Source organism: Halorubrum xinjiangense (assembly GCF_900102375.1).
In the GTDB taxonomy this organism is placed as follows: Archaea; Halobacteriota; Halobacteria; order Halobacteriales; family Haloferacaceae; genus Halorubrum; species Halorubrum xinjiangense.
This window is the reverse complement of sequence record NZ_FNBO01000018.1, coordinates 1-18,647: the sequence shown is the minus strand read 5'-3', so window position 1 is coordinate 18,647 and position 18,647 is coordinate 1. Positions and strand designations below refer to the sequence as shown.

18 protein-coding genes, 2 tRNA genes and 2 pseudogenes are annotated in these 18,647 nt (G+C 68.1%); 12 read left to right on the top strand and 10 right to left on the bottom strand.

Annotated elements, in window-relative coordinates:
• Positions 1 to 71: 71 nt before the first annotated feature.
• Both F3H13_RS15015 and F3H13_RS15010 read right to left on the bottom strand, forming a co-directional pair.
• Positions 72 to 542: a DUF5812 family protein gene (locus F3H13_RS15015; RefSeq protein WP_149799807.1), complete on the bottom strand. Its 471-nt coding sequence runs from the start codon at positions 540 to 542 to the stop codon at positions 72 to 74.
• Between the two features lie 60 nt (positions 543 to 602).
• A complete protein-coding gene (locus F3H13_RS15010; protein WP_149799806.1) occupies positions 603 to 1,142 on the bottom strand; it encodes a hypothetical protein in 540 nt (179 codons plus the stop codon).
• A gap of 79 nt (positions 1,143 to 1,221) precedes the next feature.
• On the opposite strand from F3H13_RS15010, the gene F3H13_RS15005 reads away from it, so the two are divergent.
• Positions 1,222 to 1,890, top strand: coding sequence for an undecaprenyl diphosphate synthase family protein (locus tag F3H13_RS15005; RefSeq protein WP_149799805.1), 669 nt, complete (start codon positions 1,222 to 1,224; stop codon positions 1,888 to 1,890).
• 27 nt (positions 1,891 to 1,917) lie between these two features.
• Here the strand turns inward: F3H13_RS15005 and F3H13_RS15000 are convergent, their stop codons facing one another.
• From F3H13_RS15000 to F3H13_RS14990, 3 genes are all read right to left on the bottom strand, one after another.
• Entirely contained in the window at positions 1,918 to 3,084 is a 1,167-nt protein-coding gene (locus F3H13_RS15000) for an inorganic phosphate transporter (protein WP_149799804.1), read from the bottom strand.
• A 661-nt stretch (positions 3,085 to 3,745) separates the two neighbouring features.
• A tRNA-Gly gene (locus F3H13_RS14995) sits at positions 3,746 to 3,816 on the bottom strand.
• A 76-nt stretch (positions 3,817 to 3,892) separates the two neighbouring features.
• Complete coding sequence (locus tag F3H13_RS14990; protein WP_149799803.1) at positions 3,893 to 4,600, bottom strand: enoyl-CoA hydratase/isomerase family protein; 708 nt, start codon at positions 4,598 to 4,600, stop codon at positions 3,893 to 3,895.
• Between the two features lie 59 nt (positions 4,601 to 4,659).
• Here F3H13_RS14990 and F3H13_RS14985 point away from each other — a divergent pair, with 59 nt between their 5' ends.
• The 3 genes and pseudogenes from F3H13_RS14985 to F3H13_RS16610 form a co-directional block, all read left to right on the top strand.
• Positions 4,660 to 5,325, top strand: coding sequence for a DUF7114 family protein (locus F3H13_RS14985; RefSeq protein ID WP_149799802.1), 666 nt, complete (start codon positions 4,660 to 4,662; stop codon positions 5,323 to 5,325).
• A gap of 110 nt (positions 5,326 to 5,435) precedes the next feature.
• Positions 5,436 to 5,507 (top strand) — tRNA-Thr (locus F3H13_RS14980).
• Positions 5,508 to 5,561: 54 nt separating this feature from the next.
• Positions 5,562 to 5,740, top strand: a pseudogene (locus F3H13_RS16610) (type II toxin-antitoxin system RelE family toxin); the annotation flags it as partial.
• 22 nt (positions 5,741 to 5,762) lie between these two features.
• Here the strand turns inward: F3H13_RS16610 and F3H13_RS14970 are convergent.
• Together F3H13_RS14970 and F3H13_RS14965 are read right to left on the bottom strand one after the other, a co-directional pair.
• Positions 5,763 to 6,200: a hypothetical protein gene (locus tag F3H13_RS14970; RefSeq protein ID WP_149799801.1), complete on the bottom strand. Its 438-nt coding sequence runs from the start codon at positions 6,198 to 6,200 to the stop codon at positions 5,763 to 5,765.
• Positions 6,193 to 6,768, bottom strand: coding sequence for a DUF7342 family protein (locus F3H13_RS14965; RefSeq protein ID WP_149799800.1), 576 nt, complete (start codon positions 6,766 to 6,768; stop codon positions 6,193 to 6,195). Before F3H13_RS14965 ends, F3H13_RS14970 begins: the two co-directional genes overlap by 8 nt.
• A 183-nt stretch (positions 6,769 to 6,951) precedes the next feature.
• On the opposite strand from F3H13_RS14965, the gene F3H13_RS14960 reads away from it, so the two are divergent.
• The 6 genes from F3H13_RS14960 (at position 6,952) to F3H13_RS14935 (ending at position 13,302) form a co-directional block, all read left to right on the top strand.
• Complete coding sequence (locus F3H13_RS14960) at positions 6,952 to 7,953, top strand: hypothetical protein (protein ID WP_149799799.1); 1,002 nt, start codon at positions 6,952 to 6,954, stop codon at positions 7,951 to 7,953.
• 78 nt (positions 7,954 to 8,031) lie between these two features.
• On the top strand, positions 8,032 to 8,970 hold the full coding sequence (lipA, locus tag F3H13_RS14955; RefSeq protein WP_149799798.1) for a lipoyl synthase: 939 nt from the start codon (positions 8,032 to 8,034) through the stop codon (positions 8,968 to 8,970).
• A gap of 163 nt (positions 8,971 to 9,133) precedes the next feature.
• Positions 9,134 to 10,255 (top strand): branched-chain amino acid ABC transporter permease, encoded by a 1,122-nt coding sequence (locus F3H13_RS14950; RefSeq protein ID WP_149799797.1) that lies wholly within the window; start codon positions 9,134 to 9,136, stop codon positions 10,253 to 10,255.
• Positions 10,252 to 11,601 (top strand): branched-chain amino acid ABC transporter permease, encoded by a 1,350-nt coding sequence (locus tag F3H13_RS14945; protein WP_149799796.1) that lies wholly within the window; start codon positions 10,252 to 10,254, stop codon positions 11,599 to 11,601. Before F3H13_RS14950 ends, F3H13_RS14945 begins: the two co-directional genes overlap by 4 nt.
• Positions 11,594 to 12,487 carry an ABC transporter ATP-binding protein gene (locus F3H13_RS14940; RefSeq protein WP_149799795.1) on the top strand — a complete coding sequence of 298 codons (894 nt, stop codon included), beginning with the start codon at positions 11,594 to 11,596 and terminating at the stop codon, positions 12,485 to 12,487. The genes F3H13_RS14945 and F3H13_RS14940 overlap by 8 nt, the downstream gene beginning before the upstream one ends.
• A complete protein-coding gene (locus F3H13_RS14935) occupies positions 12,484 to 13,302 on the top strand; it encodes an ABC transporter ATP-binding protein (RefSeq protein ID WP_188128087.1) in 819 nt (272 codons plus the stop codon). Before F3H13_RS14940 ends, F3H13_RS14935 begins: the two co-directional genes overlap by 4 nt.
• Before the next feature lie 678 nt (positions 13,303 to 13,980).
• Here F3H13_RS14935 and F3H13_RS14930 read toward each other — a convergent pair.
• The 3 genes from F3H13_RS14930 to F3H13_RS14920 form a co-directional block, all read right to left on the bottom strand.
• Complete coding sequence (locus F3H13_RS14930; protein WP_149799794.1) at positions 13,981 to 15,354, bottom strand: ABC transporter substrate-binding protein; 1,374 nt, start codon at positions 15,352 to 15,354, stop codon at positions 13,981 to 13,983.
• Between the two features lie 209 nt (positions 15,355 to 15,563).
• Positions 15,564 to 17,222, bottom strand: a complete 1,659-nt coding sequence (locus tag F3H13_RS14925; RefSeq protein ID WP_149799793.1) for a gamma-glutamyltransferase family protein — start codon at positions 17,220 to 17,222, stop codon at positions 15,564 to 15,566.
• Positions 17,223 to 17,315: 93 nt separating this feature from the next.
• On the bottom strand, positions 17,316 to 17,519 hold the full coding sequence (locus F3H13_RS14920; RefSeq protein WP_149799792.1) for a hypothetical protein: 204 nt from the start codon (positions 17,517 to 17,519) through the stop codon (positions 17,316 to 17,318).
• Positions 17,520 to 17,606: 87 nt separating this feature from the next.
• On the opposite strand from F3H13_RS14920, the gene F3H13_RS14915 reads away from it, so the two are divergent.
• Together F3H13_RS14915 and F3H13_RS14910 are read left to right on the top strand one after the other, a co-directional pair.
• Complete coding sequence (locus F3H13_RS14915; RefSeq protein WP_149799791.1) at positions 17,607 to 17,816, top strand: DUF1328 family protein; 210 nt, start codon at positions 17,607 to 17,609, stop codon at positions 17,814 to 17,816.
• A gap of 493 nt (positions 17,817 to 18,309) precedes the next feature.
• A pseudogene (locus tag F3H13_RS14910) lies at positions 18,310 to 18,647 on the top strand (RNA-guided endonuclease TnpB family protein); the annotation flags it as partial.

Genomic DNA, 18,647 nt, shown 5'->3' with positions numbered 1-18,647 from the left:
TCCCCCGCGTGCGCGAATAAGCCTTCTTATCTGCGAGGCCGCCGGCGCAGACGCCGCCGCTTCCGTCCGCGCTACGGGAGGTATCGAACCGCGACGACCCCCGGCTCCGACCGGATCTCGACGCGGTTCACGCCGAGCCGGGCCGCGCGCGAGAGCGTCCCCTCGCGGTCGTCGATCACGTCCGTGACCGCCTCGTCCGTCGCCGACTCCGGCGGCGTCAACACGTGGACCTCGCCGACGCCCGCGCGCTCCGTCCGGGCGAGTTCCCCCGTCGGCGTCTCCGCGGCGAGCTCGCGCTCGTGGACGGTCGGCGGCTCCGGGCTCTCCTCGATCGACAGCGACCGCCGCTCCGCGACCTCGATCACCTGATAGGTGACCTCCATCGGCGGGTCGGGCGCGACGGTCGCCTTCACGGCGTCGTCGACGTCGAGGCCGGGGTTCGAACTCAGCGTGTGGACCTGCCCGTCGTGGACGTCTTTCAGCACGGCCGAGTCGCTCTCGACGTGGGTAACGAGGAACGTGCTCTCCTTCTCGTCGGTCATTGCGTCCGGGTAGTCGCTCGGGCGACTTCCGGCTTTCGAGCCGCGGGCGGCGACTCGCGGCTACGTCGACCCGTTGTCGGCCACGCCGTCGCCCGATCCGCCGCGGAGCCGGAAGTGCGTCGCGAAGACGGCGAGTCCGGCCGCGACGGGCGGGACGAACCCCGCCAGCTGGGGGAGCGCGTACAGCGCGTTGACGAGGACGGAGTCGCTCGGGTCTCGGAGCCCCTCGGGCGCCGAGATCACCATGCCAAGGTACAACGAGAGGAGGAACAGGAAGCCTACGGCCCCCATCCACCGGTCGTACGTGGCGGCGACCGGGTCGCCCCGACGGTGTCGGCGGGCGACGAACAGGATCGGCGCGAGCAGCGGGCCGACGGCGCCGAGCCCGGCGACCACGAACAGCGACCGCGAGAAGAGGAACGTCCCTCCCTGCGCCGAGGCGGTCTCGCCCATCCAGACGACCAAGGCGAGGGTGACGACGAGCGCGACGAACCCGGCCGCCAGCGCGCCGAGCGCGGCGTACGCGCGCATCGTCAGCGACTCGGTCGCGCGGAACGCGTATGGAATCGCGCCGAACACCCCGCGGTAGCTGTCTACCATCACCGGTGGTAGGCGCGTCGGCGAATTAAACCCCTCGTTGGCGGGAAGCCATTTATACGCGCGACCGGATCCATCTCATGTGGGTCTCTACGACGCGTACCTCGCGACGCGACACCGCCTCCATGACGCCGAGCCCCCGGCGCACGTCGCCTTGGTCCTCACGGAGCGCGACCTCCTCGCCGACGGGGCGTTCGACACCCTGTCGTCGGCGATCGGCTGGGCGTTCGAGTACGGCGCGGAGCGCGTCACCGTCTCCGTCTCCGTCCTCGACCGCGCGGTCGCCCCGACGCTCGTCCGGGAGCTGCGCCGCCTCGACGCCCCCGCCGAGACCGTGGTTCGCGGCCCGGCGGTCGACGGGTCGTCAGAAGCGGGTACCGACTCCGGCGGCGACCCCGCGACGGGCGCCGCCGCTGCCGACGACCCCGACGCGCCGGTCCGGATCCTCGTCGGCCTCGGCGGCAAAGCGGAGTTCGCCGGGGCGGTTCGCGAACTGGCGAGCGATGTCGCGGACGGCGAGCTATCGCCTGCGGCCATCGACGAAAGCGACGTGGCAGAGCGGCTGCTGTTCCCCGAAGAGCCCGACCTGGTCATCAAGACCGGCGCCGAGCGACTCTCCGATTTCGCGATCTGGCAGTCGGTGTACGCCGAGCTCTACTTCACCGACGTGAACTGGCGCGACTTCCGCCGGCGCGAGTACCTCCGTGCGGTGCTGGACTTCCAGGACCGCCAGCGCCGGTTCGGCAGGTGACCGAGGGGACGGGCCCCGACGATCGCTCTACCAGATGAGCGTGAAGAGCGCGGTGAACGTCACCAGCGCGCCAACCGTCGAGAGGATCGGGACGACGTTTTGCATCAACACGACGCGCGCGCTCGTTCCGGGGTTGAACAGGTCCGACGCCGAGGGGACGTCGCTCGCGTCCCCCTCGCCGATCGGCGGCATCTCGTCGGCCGTCAGCGCGCCGACGGAGACCGTCGGCTCCTTCTCGCCTTTGATCCCTTGCCGCACGGTCACCGTACGGGTCGCGCGCCCCCACCCCAGCCCGACGATCGACATCGTCGCGATGATCACGAACGAGGCGGGGATGCCGACCGCAGAGAGGCTGATGACGATCCCCGAGGAGACGACCGCGACGACGATGGCGGCCGTCAGCGGGAGGTCGGTGATGTCGTTGCCGAGCGTGTCGAGGGTCCGCCGGGCAATGGTGAACGCGCCGACCGCGACCGCGGCGCTCCCGAGGAGGATCATCGGCTCCATCTCGACGGAGTCGAGCGCGACGAGCGGCGCGATGGCGTTCGCGATGTTTGACGTCCCCGAGGAGAACGCCATCAGGCAGCCGATGGCGATGACGACAATCCCGCCCGTCAGTTCGCGCCGAGTCGTGTTCGGTCCGAGGACCGGCCGCGGGACCAGTCCCGACCGATCGAACTCGAACAGCGCGCCGTCGGTGCTTTCGATCGCCACCCAGCGGTCGATCGCCGAGTAGAAGTAGCGCCCGACGACGCCGGACACCCAGAACCCGATGATCGGCGCGACGAGCCACCAGATCGCGATCTCGCCCATCACCGCCCAGTCGAGGGTGTTCGTCGCGATCCCTAGCCCGGCGATGGCGCCCACCGCCGTCATCGACGTCGACGCCGGGACGCCGGCGTAGTTGCCGACGAACAGCGCGCCGCCGATGAAGAAGAGCACGATGATGCTCGTCTCCAGCGTGAACACGCTCGCGCCGGTGACGAGGTCTTCGCCCAGCGTCGTCACCACGCGCTGGCCGAGCGTCCCGGCCCCGATAAAGAAGAACACCGACATCAGCGCCGCCGCGCCCGCCTTCGATAACACGTTCGCGCCGACCGCCGGCCCGAACGCGGGCCCCGTCGTCGCCCCACCGATGTTGTATCCGACGAACGCCGCCACCACGATCCCAACCAAAAGAAGAATCTCGACCATATACGACAATAGAGCACGCACGCGCTGTTAAACGGACGGGGTCTGTCCCCATCGGCCGCGCACGCATGGCGCTCGCAGAGTAGTCACGAGCGAGACGGACGCGAACGCACACGGTATTTAAATGACGATGGGATCCGACGTGAGTTATTTATAAATGAACGAGGCGGTGGCGCGTGCCGATGAGCGCCCGAAGGGCGCGAATCGCACGCGCGAGGGAGTCGCTGGCTCCCGGAGCGAAGCGGAGGGTGCCAGCGACGAGGTTGGGGAGGCGTGAGGTGCGGTTGCGGTGCGGGGCGGGACTCAAAGGGGCAAGCCGTGAGGACGAAGCACGGCGACGCAAGCACCACAGCGAGGGAGCGAACGAAGTGAGCGACCGAGCGAGGAGCGCAGCGAGCCGCGCGAGTCCTCGCGGCTGGGGCTTTGGAGGTGTCTCCCGTAGCACCGTCGTCGGTTTATAAATAAAACTAGATATGGCGCTCACGGGCCACATACAACTCTCTCTCGGCGATTTCTCTCACTGTGTTCGAGAAATGCACCGGCCGAGATTTGAACTCAGAATCAGACGTGCTCGCTCACGGACTCGCTTCGCTCGCCCGTTCGCTGCGCGCGACTGATAGCGTTCAAATCTCTCTCGGCGATTTTCCTCGCTTCGCTCGGAAAATGCACCGGCCGAGATTTGAACTCGGGTTGCAACCATGGCAAGGTTGCGTGATACCACTACACTACCGGTGCGTGCTTCGCATCCGGCAGTTGGTCGGAGACTCACTTAAGCTTGTCACATCGGAACGGTCGCCGTCGACGCGACGCCTCACTCCCCTCTCCGTCGCGCGATCTCACCGGCGTGCGCGTCGTGAAGGTCGGCGAACGCCGCGGCCTCCGCGTCCTCCTGTGTCTCGTCGTCCCGTCGATCCCGGATTCGGCGTTTGATCACCGCCAGCGCGTCGGCCTCGCCCGCCGCGATCTCGTCGGCGACCGAGCGCGGATCGTCGACGACGCGCGAGACGAGTCCGGTCCGCAGCGCCGCCTCCGCGCCGAGGACCCGGCCCGAGAGCGCGAAGTCGAGCGCGTCGCCCTCGCCCATGACCCGCGGGAGCCTGACGGTTCCGCCCCAGGCGCCGAACAGCCCGAGGGAGACGCCGGGCTCGCCGAGCGTCGCCCGCGGGGTCGCGACCCTAACGTCCGCCGCCAGCGCCAGCTCCACGCCCCCGCCCCGGGCCGCTCCGTCGATCCCGCAGACGACGACCGACGGCGACGCCTCGATGGCGGCGGCGACGCGTTGCCCGCGCCGGGCGAACGATTCCGGGTCGTCGAGCGCGGCGACCGCGTCGAGGTCGGCGCCGGCACAGAAGGCGTCGCCCGCGCCGCGCAGGAGCGTCACCGGCGGGTGCGGTTCGCTCTCCGCCGCTTCGAACGCCTCGCGCAGGGCGGGCAGGTCCGCGGGGCGGAGCGCGTTTCGCGCCTCGGGGCGGTCGAGCGTGACGACGCGCACGTCGCCGTCGGTTCGCGTTCGGATCACGGTACGGGATTCCGTTCGTTTCCAAAGGTCTTTGCCCTTCGCTCGTCTACCGAACGACAATGGACGATGCCGCGCGAGCGCGTGACGCCGCGCGCGAGGCGCTCGCGGACGTCGAACCCGAACAGCTCCGCGAGGCCCTCGACGACCGGATCGGCGACGCGGCGGTGACCCCCGGCGTGCTGGCGCTGGTCACCGCTCGCGCGCTGGACCCCGACGTCGACCTCGGCGACGTGGCCGACCGCGCCGCGGGCGTGCAGCTCATCTACGAGGGGCTGCGACTCACCCGCACGGTCGCCCGCGACGAGCCGTGGGTGACCGCGCCGACCGCCGCGGCCGACATCGACGCCGACATGGACATCCTCGCCGCCGACGTGCTCGTCTCCCGCGGCTTCTCGCTTTTGGCGTGTACCGACGCTGCCCGTCCCGCGGTCGACGTTGTGCGCGCGTTCGGCCGCGACCAGACGCTGCGTGACCGCGAGGGAACGGACGCCGAGACGGCGGCCGGACTCGACCGCAATCTGGAGGTGGACGCGCTCGAACTCGCGGTCGTCGCCGGCACCACCGCCGTCGGCGGCGATCCGCCGGAGGAGTTGCTCGAATACGCCCGCGACCTCGCCGCGGACTGCGACGGCGAGTTCCCGCCCGCGGGCCGCGCGCTGCCGGAGACGACCGCCGACCGCATCGCCGACATCTCCGATCGGGCCGTCAGCGCGACGGATCGGTGAGCGGCGCGGGACGGACCCGGGCGGGATGGACCGGGGCGGCTCTGCGATCCCCCGACGCCGCGCCGCCGAATCGAAACCCCTAAAGTCGATTCCGCGCAACGATGAATCGCGCCTGGGTAGCTTAGCGGTAAAGCGCGTCCTTGGTAAGGACGAGACCCCGAGTTCAAATCTCGGCCTAGGCTTTCTCTGCGTTCGCTTTCCTTGCGCCTCCCGGCGTTCAACTCATTTCACCGAGACTCGTCTCCTCGCCGTGGCGCGACCCCCCGGACTACGGCGAACAGCTCCGGAACAGCCCGTACAAGAAGATACGCGTCGGGGAGTTCCGGCTCTCCGTGAGCCTCCGGCAGGACGACGAGCGGCTCGTCGTTCACGTGTCAAGCGTCGAGGCGGGGCGTACACCGCTGACGACGACTGAGTGAGTTCACCCCCTCAGATCGTCACTCGTTCCAGAAGGCATTGATCCTGTCATCGAGATCGGTTAGGACAGTTGTGAGTACGTTCCGCCAGTCGTCAGCATAGTCGGCATCCTCTCCGGGAGTCGACGCATCTGGGGGCGAGTGGAAGTGCTCGCGGGTGTTGTGGTCATTCGGGTGGCAGTCCCATCGGCACTCCCACTCGTTGCCGGTCTGGTATTGCTCCGAATAATGGATGCTGAAGTCGTCGGTCTCGAACCAACGGATTCGTAGATACGCACGGGTGACGCCGCCTGGAAAGTATCCAAGATCGTAGTCAGCGACGACTGCGTTCGGCGCGTATTCTGGTCGTGTCTGGATGTCGTCGAACCGATCGCTACGAGCGAGGCGTGTAGCAATCCGGTCGAGAATTTCTGTATCGATGGGACCGCGACTGGGTGGGTCAGCCGTATCCTCAGGCATCGACTGAACCGGGCTTGCTACCAGCGACTGGATTGTTTCGGCGTGCTGCGTCGAGGAGTGTGGCTCGTTGTTCGAGTGTCTCCCACTCAGAGAGCGCTTCCCAGGCTACTTCGGTGGACAGATTCTGCTCCTGAGTCGCGTCGACGAGGGACACCTCGTCCGGGTGCGTTGCATCGAACTGCGCTCTGTAGTCCTCGATCTGGTTGAGCGTATCGTCGAGTGCGTCAACGATTTCTTGCTCAGAGTATTCCTCTCGGATCTGGTCGATGCGCCGCCACTGGAAGTACGCGTCGTTGCGCTCATAGCGGACCGGGCGACCGTTGTGCCGGTGAACCATCCCCATCTCGTCGAACCACGCTAAGTAGTCCCGTGCCGTTTCAGTGCCGCAATCGGCACGCTTGGCGATCGTCGAGACCTTCGTCGGCGTGCGAACTCCGACGACAACGTCGAGAAGTCGTTCTCGGATTGGTCCGTCCCTGAGCAGTGTGTCAAGGGATTCCAGATCGTCGAGATTAGGTGGGGACTCCTCACCGTCGTATGCATCGTCGGGGATGTCTGTGGGGTCCATGCGTGAGAGTCTCCGTACAGCAGCCTACTGGGTCTAACGATTTATATCTGTGGTACACTGAATTATTTCTGCTTAGACTGTGTTCACGCGTAAATGCCCTCGGTCGTCGGGTCTCCCCGCGAAGGCGGGTGTCCCCTCGCGGTAGGCGCTTTTTTATCCCCCACCGCCCGACCGACACACCACATGGGCAAACACGAGCGCGGCTGGGTCGAGGCCACCGAGAAGCTGACGGCGCAGCTCGCGAACGGCACGGCACCGGACCCCGACCTCGAAGAGCAGGGGGAACCCGACCTCGCTGAGGTCTTGGCCGAGCGCATCCGGGCCGACTTCCCGGACCGGACCGCGGTGCGACACGCCGGCAACTCCTACGACTCGCTCGGCGACCTCATCGTCGAGTCGGACGGCGGGCAGACGTTCCTCGAAGCCAAGTTCGTCGCCAGCGGCGGCACGCGGGCGAACCTCGGGCAGGACACCCTGACGCAGTTCGAACTGTTCGAGGACGCCACCGCGTGGAGCGACTTCCGCGAGGAGATCGGCTTCCCCGGGGACCGCGAGGCGCTCCTCCGGCAGTTCGACGACTACCCGGACGACGTCCGCGACTGGTCGTACAAGTCGGCGGTGTACGACCGCGCGAAACACCTCAAGAACGTCGTCGACGTGTCGCGGGGGCAGAACACGGGGTCGCGGGCGGACGAGGTCCTCTCGGATCCGGACTCGACGGAGACGCAGCGGGAGGCGGCGCGCATAATCAACGAGATCCTCGCGCTCGACCGCGAGGAGAAGCTGGCGTACTTCGATCACCTGCGGGCCGCCGAGCAGAACCCGCGCAACGTCGAGACGTTCGCGCACCTGATCGTCTGCGGCTACCACACCGCCGACGCGCTGCGGGAGCACTTCGACGCCGACCTCGACGAGATCAAGCGGCAGCTCGAGACCGACTCCTACCGGCTGTACGAGGTGAACAAGAACAGCGGGACGGTGTCGGTCGAGAACCCCTCGGAGCTGCTCGCGGGCTTCGAGTGGGCGGACACGCGCGTCGAGATCCCGGAGAACGGCACCTCGGTGAGCGTGGTGACGGGGGCGCCCGGAAACCGGCGGCGCGTGCTGAACATCGCGTACAACTGGAAGAACAAGTTCCAGGGGATCCAGACGCCGTCGATGAACGTCTTCGTCCCCGAGGCGTAGGTCGGTGAGACGGGCCGAGTCCGCGGCGCGTGCCCCGCCGACCCGCACGCTTTTGCGCTCGGGCGCCAAGGGTCGACCATGCAACGCGGCCGCCGGAAGCCGGACTGGCTGAAGTCGCGCCCACCGTCCGGGAGTCGGTTCACCGAGATCAAATCCACCCTCCGCGACCGCGACCTCCACACGGTCTGCGAGGAGGCGAACTGCCCGAATATGGGCGAGTGCTGGTCGGGGGACGACGGGCCAGGGACGGCGACGTTCATGCTGATGGGCGACCGCTGCTCGCGCGGGTGTAACTTCTGTGACGTCGAGACGGGCGGGATGGAGGCGCTCGACCCCGAGGAGCCGGCAAACGTCGCGGACGCGGTCGCGGAGATCGGGCTCGACTACGTCGTCCTCACCTCCGTCGACCGCGACGACCTCGCGGACGGGGGGTCGGCGCACTTCGCCGAAACGATCCGGGCGATCAAGCGCCGCGACCCGGAGATACTCGTCGAGACGCTCATCCCGGACTTCCAGGGCGACCCGGCGGCGATCGACCGCATCATCGACGCGGGGCCGGACGTGATCGCCCACAACGTCGAGACGGTCGAGCGGCTCCAGTGGCCGGTCCGGGACCGCCGCGCGAACTACGAGCAGTCGCTGGCGGTCCTCGACCGGATCGACCGGGAGTCCGACATCCACACCAAGACGAGCCTCATGCTCGGCGTCGGCGAGTACGACCACGAGGTGTACCGGACGCTCGGCGACCTGCGCGAGGTCGGCGTCGACGTGGTCACCTTCGGTCAGTACCTCCAGCCGTCGCGCTCGCACCTCGACGTCTTCGAGTACGTCCACCCGGACGTCTTCGAGACGTGGCGGCGGGTCGCGGAGGAGGAGTTCGACTTCCTCTACTGCGCGTCGGGCGCCATGGTCCGGTCGTCGTACAAGGCGGGCGAGCTGTTCGTCGAGGCGCTAGTGCGTGAGGGGCGGTCGCCGGAGGACGCGCGGCGCCACGCGCGGGCCGCGGGCGGCGACTGAGTCCCCGCGGATCGGCGTCTCAGCGAGAGGGGGTCAGTTGAGCCCGTAGTGAGGCGCTTACCACCCGACTGCGGTTGACGGCTGTCCGGCGTTTTCGAGGTCTTGTCCGAACAGCGAGTTATTTACCTCTCGGTAACTCACCCTGCGTCAGTGAGACGTACACATGGGAACAACTGACTCGTCGATCGTCGATTCGGCGCGGGCCCGGCCGGGGCTTCTCTTCGTCGTCCTCCTCGGCGGCCTGCTCTTGATTGACCTCGCGGCGAAGCTCGTGGGGGCCGACCTCGGCCCGATCGGAGGTTCGCTTTCGGTCGACCGGCTCGGCTCGAACCTCTGGAACGGCGTCGTGATCGGCCTCGTGATCGGCCTCGCGGGCATCGGGCTCTCGATGACGTACAGCATCCTCTCGTTTGCGAACTTCTCGCACGGCGACCTCGTCAGCGTCGGTGCGTTCTCCGGCTGGGGGGTCGCCTTCCTGCTGGCCGGCTTCGGCGACGTGCCGGTCCGCGCGCTCCTGACCGTCCGCGACGCCGGGAGCGCCTCGCCGGGTGACATCGGCGCGCACATCCTCACGACGCCCGGGGCGATCCTCGTCGGCCTGCTCGCGGCGTTCGTCGTCACCGCGCTGCTCGCGGTGGCGCTCGACCGCGCGTTCTACAAGCCGATGCGGGACCGCGACGGGATCGCGCTGCTCATCGCCTCCATCGGCGCGGCGCTCATCGTCCGCTACCTGCTCCAGTTCGGCTACGGCTCCGACCGGCGCGGCGTGACCGCCAGCGTCGACGCGTCGAACCTCGCGTTCGGCCCGCTCGGGCTCTCGGTGAACGCCCACGAACTCACCATCCTCGTGGCCGCGATCGGGCTCATGCTCGCGATGCACGCCATGCTTCAGCACACGAAGCTCGGCACCGCGATGCGGGCGATGGCCGACAACAAGGACCTCGCGCTCATCACCGGCATTCCGGCCGAGCGCGTCGTCACCGCCACCTGGATCATCGGCGGCGGGCTCGCGGGCGCGTCCGGCTACCTCTATGTCCTGCTCCGCGGGACGATCCAGTTCGACTTCGGCTGGCTCCTCCTGCTTCTCATCTTCGCGGCCGTGATCCTCGGCGGGATCGGCTCGGTCTACGGCGCCATCGCCGGCGGGCTCGTCATCGGCGTCGTGTTCACCACGTCGACGATCTGGATCCCGTCCGACTTCAACCAGGCCGCGGCGTTCGGCGTGATGATCCTCATGCTGCTGTTGCGCCCCGAGGGGCTCTTCGGCGGGGTGTCGACCGCATGAGCGGCGCCGACGCGCCCGGCGACTCCGACTCCGGCCCGTCAGAACGCGCCTCCGAGGCGCCCGAGAGCGCGACGGGGGCGCTGGCCGACGCCGCCCGAGAGAGCGACCTCGGCCTCGTCGTCGGCACGCTGCTCGCGATCTACGCGGTCGCGACGCTGCTCACGTTCACCGACGGGCTCAACAGCGTCGTCGGACTGCTGGAGACGCTGACGTTCCTCGGGCTCGTCTACGCGCTCACCGCGCTCGCATTAAACCTCCAGTGGGGGTACACCGGCCTCTTCAACATCGGCGTCGCCGGCTTCATGGCCGTCGGCGTGTACACGATGGGGATGGCCGTCCGCCCGCCGGACCCCGCGTTCGGCCCGCCCGGACTCGGCCTGCCGCTCCCGGTCGGTATCCTCGCCGGGATGGGGATGGCGGCGCTGCTCGGCGCGATCGCCGCCCTGCCGGCGCTGCGGCTCAAGGCCGACTACCTCGCCATCGTGACGCTCGGGCTCTCGGAGATCGTCCGGCTGTCGCTCCAGTCGAGCGCCTTCGACAACTTCCTGCGCGAGACGATCGGCGCCGGGACGGGCGGCGGTCGCGGGATGGGGATGCCGGACAACCCCGTCCGCGGCCTGTTCCTCGTCGACGGGCAGGCGGGGAACCCGACCCCGCTCGGCGAGCTCGTCTTCGGCGTCTTCGGGAACGACGGGCTCGGTATCTCTCACTCGATCCTCGTCGGTTGGGGGTATATCGCGGTCCTCGCGGCCTTCCTCGTCGGCTTCTACCTCATCTTGGAACGCCTCGGTCGCTCGCCGTTCGGCCGGACGATGAAGGCGATCCGTGAGGACGAGCTCGTCGCCGACTCGCTCGGCAAGGACGTGAACCTCGTGAAGATCAAGGTGTTCGTCATCGGCTGCGCGCTGATGGGGCTCGCCGGCATCCTCTGGTTCGGTAGCCAAGGGAACGTCTCGCCGACCCCGCAGTTCCGCCCGCTCTTAACCTTCTACGTGTTCATCGCGGTGATCATCGGCGGGTCGGGGTCGAACACCGGCTCCGTCCTCGGCGGCATCGTCTTCGCCGCGGTGCTGTTCGAGGGGCCGCGGCGCGTCGGCGCGACGGTGCGGGGGCTCATCGACGCGGAGACGCCCTCGTCGTTCGCCGACGCGCTCGTCTCGCTGGACCCGGTGGCGTTCCTCGCGTACGCGACCGACAACGTCGCGCCGCTTCAGTTCGTCTTCCTCGGGCTGGTGCTCGTGTTTATCATCCACCGCCGCCCGGACGGGATCCTCGGCGACCGGATCGAGACGGCCGCGGCCGTCGACCTCTCCGAGCGGCCCGCAGGGGGTGAGTCAGATGAGTAGCGACGCGCCCGACGCGGTCGACTCGGCCGACGTCGCGGCCGCGGCGGACGCCCCCGAAGACGAGCCCGAAGCGAACGACAGCGCGGTCGAGGAGGCGGCGAAACACGTCCCGTCCGGGGGTCCGCCGCTCCGCGTCGAGGGGCTGGTGAAGCGGTTCGGCGGCGTCACCGCCGTCGACGACGCCTCCTTTGAGGTCGAGTCCGGCTCGCTGACCGGGCTCATCGGCCCCAACGGCGCCGGGAAGTCGACGACGTTCAACTGTATCACCGGCGTCCACGAGCCGACCGCCGGCACGGTGTACTTCGAGGGCGAGGACATCACGGGGCTCAAACCGCATCAGATCGCGCGGAAGGGGCTGGTCCGGACGTTCCAGATCGCCCGGGAGCTCTCCGAGATGACCGTCTTGGAGAACCTGATGCTCGCGCCGCAGGGACAGCTCGGCGAGTCCGCGATCCGCGCGGTGACGCCCGGGCTCCGCGGCGCCGTCGTCGAGGAAGAGACCGCGCTCCGCGAGCGGGCCTGGGAGACGCTGGAGTTCTTCGAGATCGACCACCTCGCGCACGAGCACGCGGGGAACCTCTCCGGCGGTCAGCGGAAGCTGCTGGAGATGGCCCGCGCGCTGATGACCGACCCCGAGATGGTGCTGCTCGACGAGCCGCTCGCCGGGGTCAACCCGACCTTAGAGGAGAAGCTCTTAGACCGGATCCACGACCTGCGCGCGGACGGCTACACCTTCCTGCTCGTCGAACACGACATGGACGTCATCATGAACAACTGCGAACGCGTCATCGTCATGCATCAGGGCAGCGTGCTCGCCGAGGGGACCGGCGACGAGATACGGAACGACGAGCGGGTCATCGAGGCGTACCTGGGGGAGGACCTATGACCGCCGACGCCGCGGACGAGGAGGCCGCACCGGCCTCGACCGACGAGGGCTCGTCGGGCGCCACCGACGAGGCGGCCGCCCACGCCGGCACCGATCACGCGATCGACGGCGACGCGATACTGCGGATCCGCGACCTCGACGCCGGCTACGGCGACCTCCAGATCCTCACCGACGTGGTCTTAGACGTCGCCGACGAGGAGTACGTCACCATCGTCGGCCCCAACGGGGCCGGCAAGTCGACGGTGATGAAGACCGTCTTCGGGCTCACGACCCACATGGGCGGCACCGTCGAGTTCGAGGGGGAGCCGATCCAGGGGCTCGCGCCCGAGCAGATCATCCGCGAGGGGATCGGGTTCGTCCCGCAGAACGACAACGTGTTCCCCGGGCTCAGCGTCCGCGAGAACCTCGAAATGGGCGCGTACATCCTCGACGAGGTGCCCGAAGACCAGATCGAGACGATCTACGACCGGTTCCCCATCCTCCGCGAGCGCAGCGAGCAGAAGGCGGGGACGCTCTCCGGCGGCCAGCGGCAGATGGTCGCGATGGGCCGTGCGCTCATGCTCGACCCCGACCTCCTGCTGCTCGATGAGCCCTCGGCGGGCCTCGCCCCCGACCTCGTCTCTGACATGTTCGACCGGATCGACCGGATCAACGAGAGCGGGACGGCGATCCTGATGGTCGAGCAGAACGCGAAGGAGGCGCTGCGTCGCTGCGACCGCGGCTACGTGCTGGTGAACGGCGAGAACCGCTACACTGACCGCGGCGACGTGCTGCTCGCCGACGAGGGCGTGCGGCGCGACTTCCTCGGCGGATAATCGAACTACTGTTGAGCGTCGGTCATTTATAAACCGGCTCTGGGTGTTGCCGGCGGCTATTTATATGAGACCGGCGGTGGGCCGGCGGAGAACACCACCGAATCCCGAGCTGTTTGCTTATAAATCGATGCTGTCGGATCGGCGACGAACACGTCCAAAGCCCCAGCCGATTGCTTATAAATGGCTGATAGCGGATCGGCGACGAACACGTCCAAAGCCCCAGCCGTGAGGGCGCCGTACGCTCGCTGCGGTCCTCAGTCGCTCGCTCCGCTCACTCCCTGCGGTCCTTGCGTCACCTACGGCGCCCTCACGGCTGCCCCTTTGAGTCCCGCCCCGCCCAGCACCGCCGGAAGACGGTCGCCTCGCTTCGCTCGGCGCTGCGTCTTCCGTACTCCCGCTCGCTCCCTCCGGTCGCTCGCGGGACCGCAGCCTCACGCCTCCCCAGCCTCGTCGGCGGTCCTCCGCTTCGCTCCGGACTGCCGACTCCCTCGCGCGTGCTGTCGCCGGCGCTCCGCGCCGGCTTCCAGAGGGACCTTCGGTCCCTCGCGGCTCGGCCGCGAGGCGGCCTCGCAGGCACGCGCCACCGCAACGCCATTTATAAGCGACCCTCGTCATCGGTCTCTCCGACGAGCGCGGTGGCTCACGGGCGGCGAAAAACCGGAAAAGGCTCGGTGCTTCCTACTCGTTCAGCACGCTCGACCACTGGCTGGTGTACGTCGCCTGGTTCGGCTCGAAGGAGACGCGCTGGTCGATCGTCCCGTCGCGCTCCTCGAAGGCGCCCACGTACGCCTCCTCTAGCGACTGGCCGTAGGCGTCGTTGAGGTACAGCGTGCCGGAGGTCTCGGCGCCGACGTTGTCGCCCACTGCGAGGTCCGCCATCGCGGGCCCCTGAAGCAGGTCGGAGGGCGCCGTCCGGAAGATGTAGCCGTTGTCGTCTAAGTCCGTCACGTTCGGGTCGGTCGAGGACGGCGAGATGCCGACGACGCCGTTCGGGATGAACACCTGCTCGGAGACCTGGAGGTTGACGTTCGACGACGCCGGGCCGACGACCGCGCCGTAGCCCGCGTTGACGATGGCGTTGGCACCCGAGATGCCAGCCTGCGGGTCGGTCTGGGTGTCCTCGACCCTGGTCTCGACGTCGACGTTGATGCCGGCGTCGTTGACCTGCGTGGCCGCGAGCAGCGCGCCGTCGCGGATCGGTCCGCCGAGCGGACCGAGGTCGCCGGTCTCCGGCATCAACACGCCGATCCGAGCGGTGAAGGAGTCGACGCCGACCGGGTCCGCGGCGGTCGCGCTCTCGTCTTCGTCGGAGAGCTCGTTCCCGAACTCGACGGTGTCGAGGGTGACGAGCTCGCCGTCCTGGAAGTCGATGATGTCGTAGGCTGCGGTGGCCATGTCGCCGTTGACGTCGAAGTTGACGCTCGAGGACGCGCCCACGTAGTGGACGGGGTCGCCCCCGGCGACCGTCTCGACGGCCTCGGGGAGGTCCGCGGGACCGAACTCGTCGCCGCCGGGGTTGGCGACGGTCCGGACGCGGTCGCGGATCGCCTCGCCGTCGTTCTCGCCGGCCGCGGTCGCCGCGAGGATCTCGACCGCCATCGCGTCGTACGCCTGCGCGGTGAACACGCCCGGGTCCTCGCCGTACTCCTCCTGATACGATTCGTTGAAGAACTCCGCCCCGGGGCCGCCCGCGGAGGGCGCGGTGCCGATGACGTTGTTCATGTCGTTGTCGACCTCACCGGGGAGGTCGCCGTCGATCAGCCCGTCCGGGACGATGATGTCCAGGTCGGGTGCGCTGTCGGCGAACTCCGAGTAGAAGTCCCGGAACAGCTGGATACCGGACTGCGGGAAGCCGACGACCATGACCGCGTCGGGGACGTCACTGCCGTCGGACCCGTCCGAGCCGTCGGAACCATCCGAACCGTCGGAACCGTCCGAACCGTCGGAACCGTCCGAACCGTCGCCGCTTTCCGTCGAACAGCCGGCGAGCCCCGCGATACCGACCGCACCGGCGCCTTTGAGTACGTCGCGTCGCTGAATTCTTCGCGTCATGCTGTGAGCGTATACCATACGAGTCGTTATAAGTGTACCCACGACCACAAATACGACCTCGCTCGACCCCTGACACATTAGGCCGGCTCTGTCCCCGCATTGGTGCGCTCTATCGACCGTTCGCCGTTCGGCGGCCGAACGCGAAACCGGGCTATCTCCCCGCTCGCTGATAGAAAATCGGTCGGCGTCGCGGACCCGGCCGCGCCGTCTCAGTACCCCTGTGCGTTCCCGTCCTTCCGGGGTTCGGTGGCGGCCGAGAGGACCCCGTCCCGGTTCCGCGCGATCTGCGCGCCCCCGAACATGACCGGCGAGAGCGTCCGGACGTCGTGGTCCTTCCGGACCAGCTTGGCCGCGGCGTCGTCGTCGAAGTGCGGTTCGACCGCTAGCTCGCCGCTCTCGCGGTAGCGCCAGCGCGGCTCGTCGAGCGCCCGCTGGAGGGGCATCCCGTAGTCGACGAGGTTGGAGATCACCTGGACGTGGCCCTGCGGCTGCATGTAGCCGCCCATCACGCCGAACGCCGCCCAGTCGTCCTCGTCGAACCGGACGACGCCCGGGATGAGCGTGTGGAAGGGGCGCTTCCCGGGTTCGAGGGCGTTCGGGTGGTCCGGGTCGAGCGAGAACGACGCGCCGCGGTTCTGGAGGGCGATGCCGGTGTCGCCGGCGACCAGCCCGGAGCCGAAGCCGGCGAACCGGGAGTTGATGTACGAGACGACGTTGCCCGCCTCGTCGGCGACCGTGAGGAGGACGGTGTCGGCGTCCTCGGCGTTCGCGTTCGGCACCCCGAAGGAGACGTCGTGCGAGGCGGTCTCGCCCACGCCCGCGGCGCGCTCGGCCGCCCACTCGCTCGACGCGAGCGGTGGGACCTCCTCGTACTCGGGGTCGGTGATGTAGCGGTGGCCGTCGTGGAAGGCACGCTTCAGCGCCTCGGCGAAGTAGTGGACGCGCTCCGGCGAGTCGTACTCGTACTCGCCTGCGCCGAGCTCCGCGGCGACGTTGAGCGCCTCCAAGGCGATGAGCCCCTGGTTGTTCGGCGGGAGCTCGTACACCTCGGCGCCGTTGTAGGTCGTCGACACCGGGTCGGGCCACTCGACTTCGAACTCCGCGAGGTCGTCGACGGTCATGAACCCGCCCTGCGACTGGACCTCGTCGGCGATCGCCTCGGCGATCTCGCCCTCGTAGACGACGTCCGCGCCCTCCTCGGCGATCCTGCGCATCGACTCGCCGAGCCGCGGGAGTGTCACGGTCTGCCCGATGTCCGGCGGCTCGTCGTCGAACAGGAACGCCTCGCGGGCGTGGTCGTCGGTGAACAGCGCGTCGGCGCTCGCCCAGTAAGACGCGATTACCTCGGACACCGGGTACCCCTCGGTCGCGTAGCGGATGGCGGGCGCGAGCGCGTCCGCGAGGCTGAGCCGGCCCAGCTCCTCGACGGTCGCCTCCCAGCCGCGGGCCGTCCCGGGGACCGTGACCGCGTGCGGGCCGTAGAAGGGCATCCCGGCCTCGCTCGCGTCGTCGACCGCGTAGCCGCCGTCGTCTGGGTAGTAGTCGTCCGCGTCGTCGTCCTCGGCGAGCGCGGCCCGGACGTTCTCGATCGTCGCCTCCGCGGGGGCGCCGCCGCAAGAACGCATCGCGCCGACCTCGCCGTCCGCGGTTCGGTACAGCGCGAACACGTCGCCCCCGAGCCCGGTCGAGGTGGGCTCGACGACGTTGAGCGCGGCGGCGGTCGCGACCGCGGCGTCGAACGCGTTGCCGCCCTCGCGTAACACCTCGACGCCCGCCTCGCTGGCGAGCGGCTGACTGGTCGCCACCACGCCGCGCTGGCCGTACACGGTGGATCGGCGCGACGTGAATCGGTCTAAGTCTGGCTCCATACGGTTCCGTCCGGCGCGCGAAAAAATAAAGCCCCGACCGGATGTGTCCGGTGTCGGTCCGCTGTCGGCCCGGCGCGACGCCCCCGCCCCGACTCACTCGTCGAACTCGACGTAGTGCCGCACCAGTCCGCACTCGGGACACATCACCGTTGTCAGGTCCTTGTGTTCGTTCACGCCGAGCTTGCCGAGCAGCCCCGCTCGCTTCTCGCCGGTCTCGACGTACGCGTGCCAGGCGTCGCCCATGCCGAACCGGACCTCCTCCATCGTGACGCCGCAGTCTGGACAGCGGTGGCTCATGGGTGTCGACTCGCACACTGGCGTGAAAACGGTTCGTCCGCAGGATAGCCCTCGGATAACTAAACGGGTGGCGGCGGTCAATAGGGTATGAACCTGGCCCAAGTGGTTCACGACGGAGCCGCGCTCGCCCCCTTACAGTTCGGCGGGGACTTGATCGGACTGGCGATCGTCTTCTTAGTCCTCGCGGTCATCGCGGCGGTGGCCGGCGCCAGCGGAGTCGCCGGGCTGAGCATGACTATCGCCAAGTGGCTCGTCATCATCTTCGTCGTGCTCGCGGTCGTCACGTTCATCCTCTAATCGGTCGTTCGGTGCGACCAGCGGTCGGAGCGGTCCCACCTCTCGCCGATCGATGCGGTGGCACGAGTCACACGTCCGAGACGGTTCCACTGGATTCCTTTCGGTAGTCGACTGTCGCTCGCGTCTCCTAGCGGTCGAACTCCAGTTCGCTGTGTATCTCGTCGACGAACGCCAGCAGGTCAGCCCTCGCTTCGGCGGTTTCTGTGACCTGATCCGAAATGCTGTCCTCACCCAGACTGGCTTGACTACCCGAGTGCGGCAACCACTATTTGGCCGTTACCAACCGTAGGACGCAGATACCCCGAGAACGAAGGACGCGACCCGCAGGCGGCCCCTCGGAGCGGGTTACGGAGAATCGAGGAGAAAGCCTCGCGCTTTAGCGCGGGGATGAATCCGACACTACTCTTCACGGTCCACCGTTCGATGGCATAGCGGGATATTCCACGCGGTCCCAATACACACCTTCAAGTAGGTTTGTCTACATAGGTTACGTATGGCGAAACAGGTCGTTACCCGCACCTACACTGCGTCCATACGGAACCAGTCGCGGGTGCGAGACGACCTTGATTCGCTCGGGTTCGCAGTCAGTAGGCTCTGGAACGTCGGCCGGTGGACGTGTAGTCGGATCTGGGACGAAATCGATCACATCCCGAACCACAACGAACTCACCACGTACCTCAAAAGCCACGAACGCTATGATGACCTCCATTCTCAGTCAAGTCAGCGAGTCCTTCAAGAACTCGCTGAGGCGTTCAACGGCTGGTACGGCAACCGACAAAACGGAGAGACGAAAGCGAATCCGCCCGGCTACCGCAAACACGGCGACGAACA

What these genes read in the sequence shown, in the direction of transcription:
- F3H13_RS15015 (WP_149799807.1), bottom strand. Translation starts at nt 542, where the DNA reads ATGACCGACGAGAAGGAGAGCACGTTCCTCGTTACCCACGTCGAGAGC.
- F3H13_RS15010 (WP_149799806.1), bottom strand. Translation starts at nt 1,142, where the DNA reads ATGGTAGACAGCTACCGCGGGGTGTTCGGCGCGATTCCATACGCGTTC.
- F3H13_RS15000 (WP_149799804.1), bottom strand. Translation starts at nt 3,084, where the DNA reads ATGGTCGAGATTCTTCTTTTGGTTGGGATCGTGGTGGCGGCGTTCGTC.
- F3H13_RS14985 (WP_149799802.1), top strand. Translation starts at nt 4,660, where the DNA reads ATGGACGATGCCGCGCGAGCGCGTGACGCCGCGCGCGAGGCGCTCGCG.
- F3H13_RS14970 (WP_149799801.1), bottom strand. Translation starts at nt 6,200, where the DNA reads ATGCCTGAGGATACGGCTGACCCACCCAGTCGCGGTCCCATCGATACA.
- F3H13_RS14965 (WP_149799800.1), bottom strand. Translation starts at nt 6,768, where the DNA reads ATGGACCCCACAGACATCCCCGACGATGCATACGACGGTGAGGAGTCC.
- F3H13_RS14960 (WP_149799799.1), top strand. Translation starts at nt 6,952, where the DNA reads ATGGGCAAACACGAGCGCGGCTGGGTCGAGGCCACCGAGAAGCTGACG.
- lipA (WP_149799798.1), top strand. Translation starts at nt 8,032, where the DNA reads ATGCAACGCGGCCGCCGGAAGCCGGACTGGCTGAAGTCGCGCCCACCG.
- F3H13_RS14950 (WP_149799797.1), top strand. Translation starts at nt 9,134, where the DNA reads ATGGGAACAACTGACTCGTCGATCGTCGATTCGGCGCGGGCCCGGCCG.
- F3H13_RS14945 (WP_149799796.1), top strand. Translation starts at nt 10,252, where the DNA reads ATGAGCGGCGCCGACGCGCCCGGCGACTCCGACTCCGGCCCGTCAGAA.
- F3H13_RS14940 (WP_149799795.1), top strand. Translation starts at nt 11,594, where the DNA reads ATGAGTAGCGACGCGCCCGACGCGGTCGACTCGGCCGACGTCGCGGCC.
- F3H13_RS14935 (WP_188128087.1), top strand. Translation starts at nt 12,484, where the DNA reads ATGACCGCCGACGCCGCGGACGAGGAGGCCGCACCGGCCTCGACCGAC.
- F3H13_RS14930 (WP_149799794.1), bottom strand. Translation starts at nt 15,354, where the DNA reads ATGACGCGAAGAATTCAGCGACGCGACGTACTCAAAGGCGCCGGTGCG.
- F3H13_RS14925 (WP_149799793.1), bottom strand. Translation starts at nt 17,222, where the DNA reads ATGGAGCCAGACTTAGACCGATTCACGTCGCGCCGATCCACCGTGTAC.
- F3H13_RS14920 (WP_149799792.1), bottom strand. Translation starts at nt 17,519, where the DNA reads ATGAGCCACCGCTGTCCAGACTGCGGCGTCACGATGGAGGAGGTCCGG.
- F3H13_RS14915 (WP_149799791.1), top strand. Translation starts at nt 17,607, where the DNA reads ATGAACCTGGCCCAAGTGGTTCACGACGGAGCCGCGCTCGCCCCCTTA.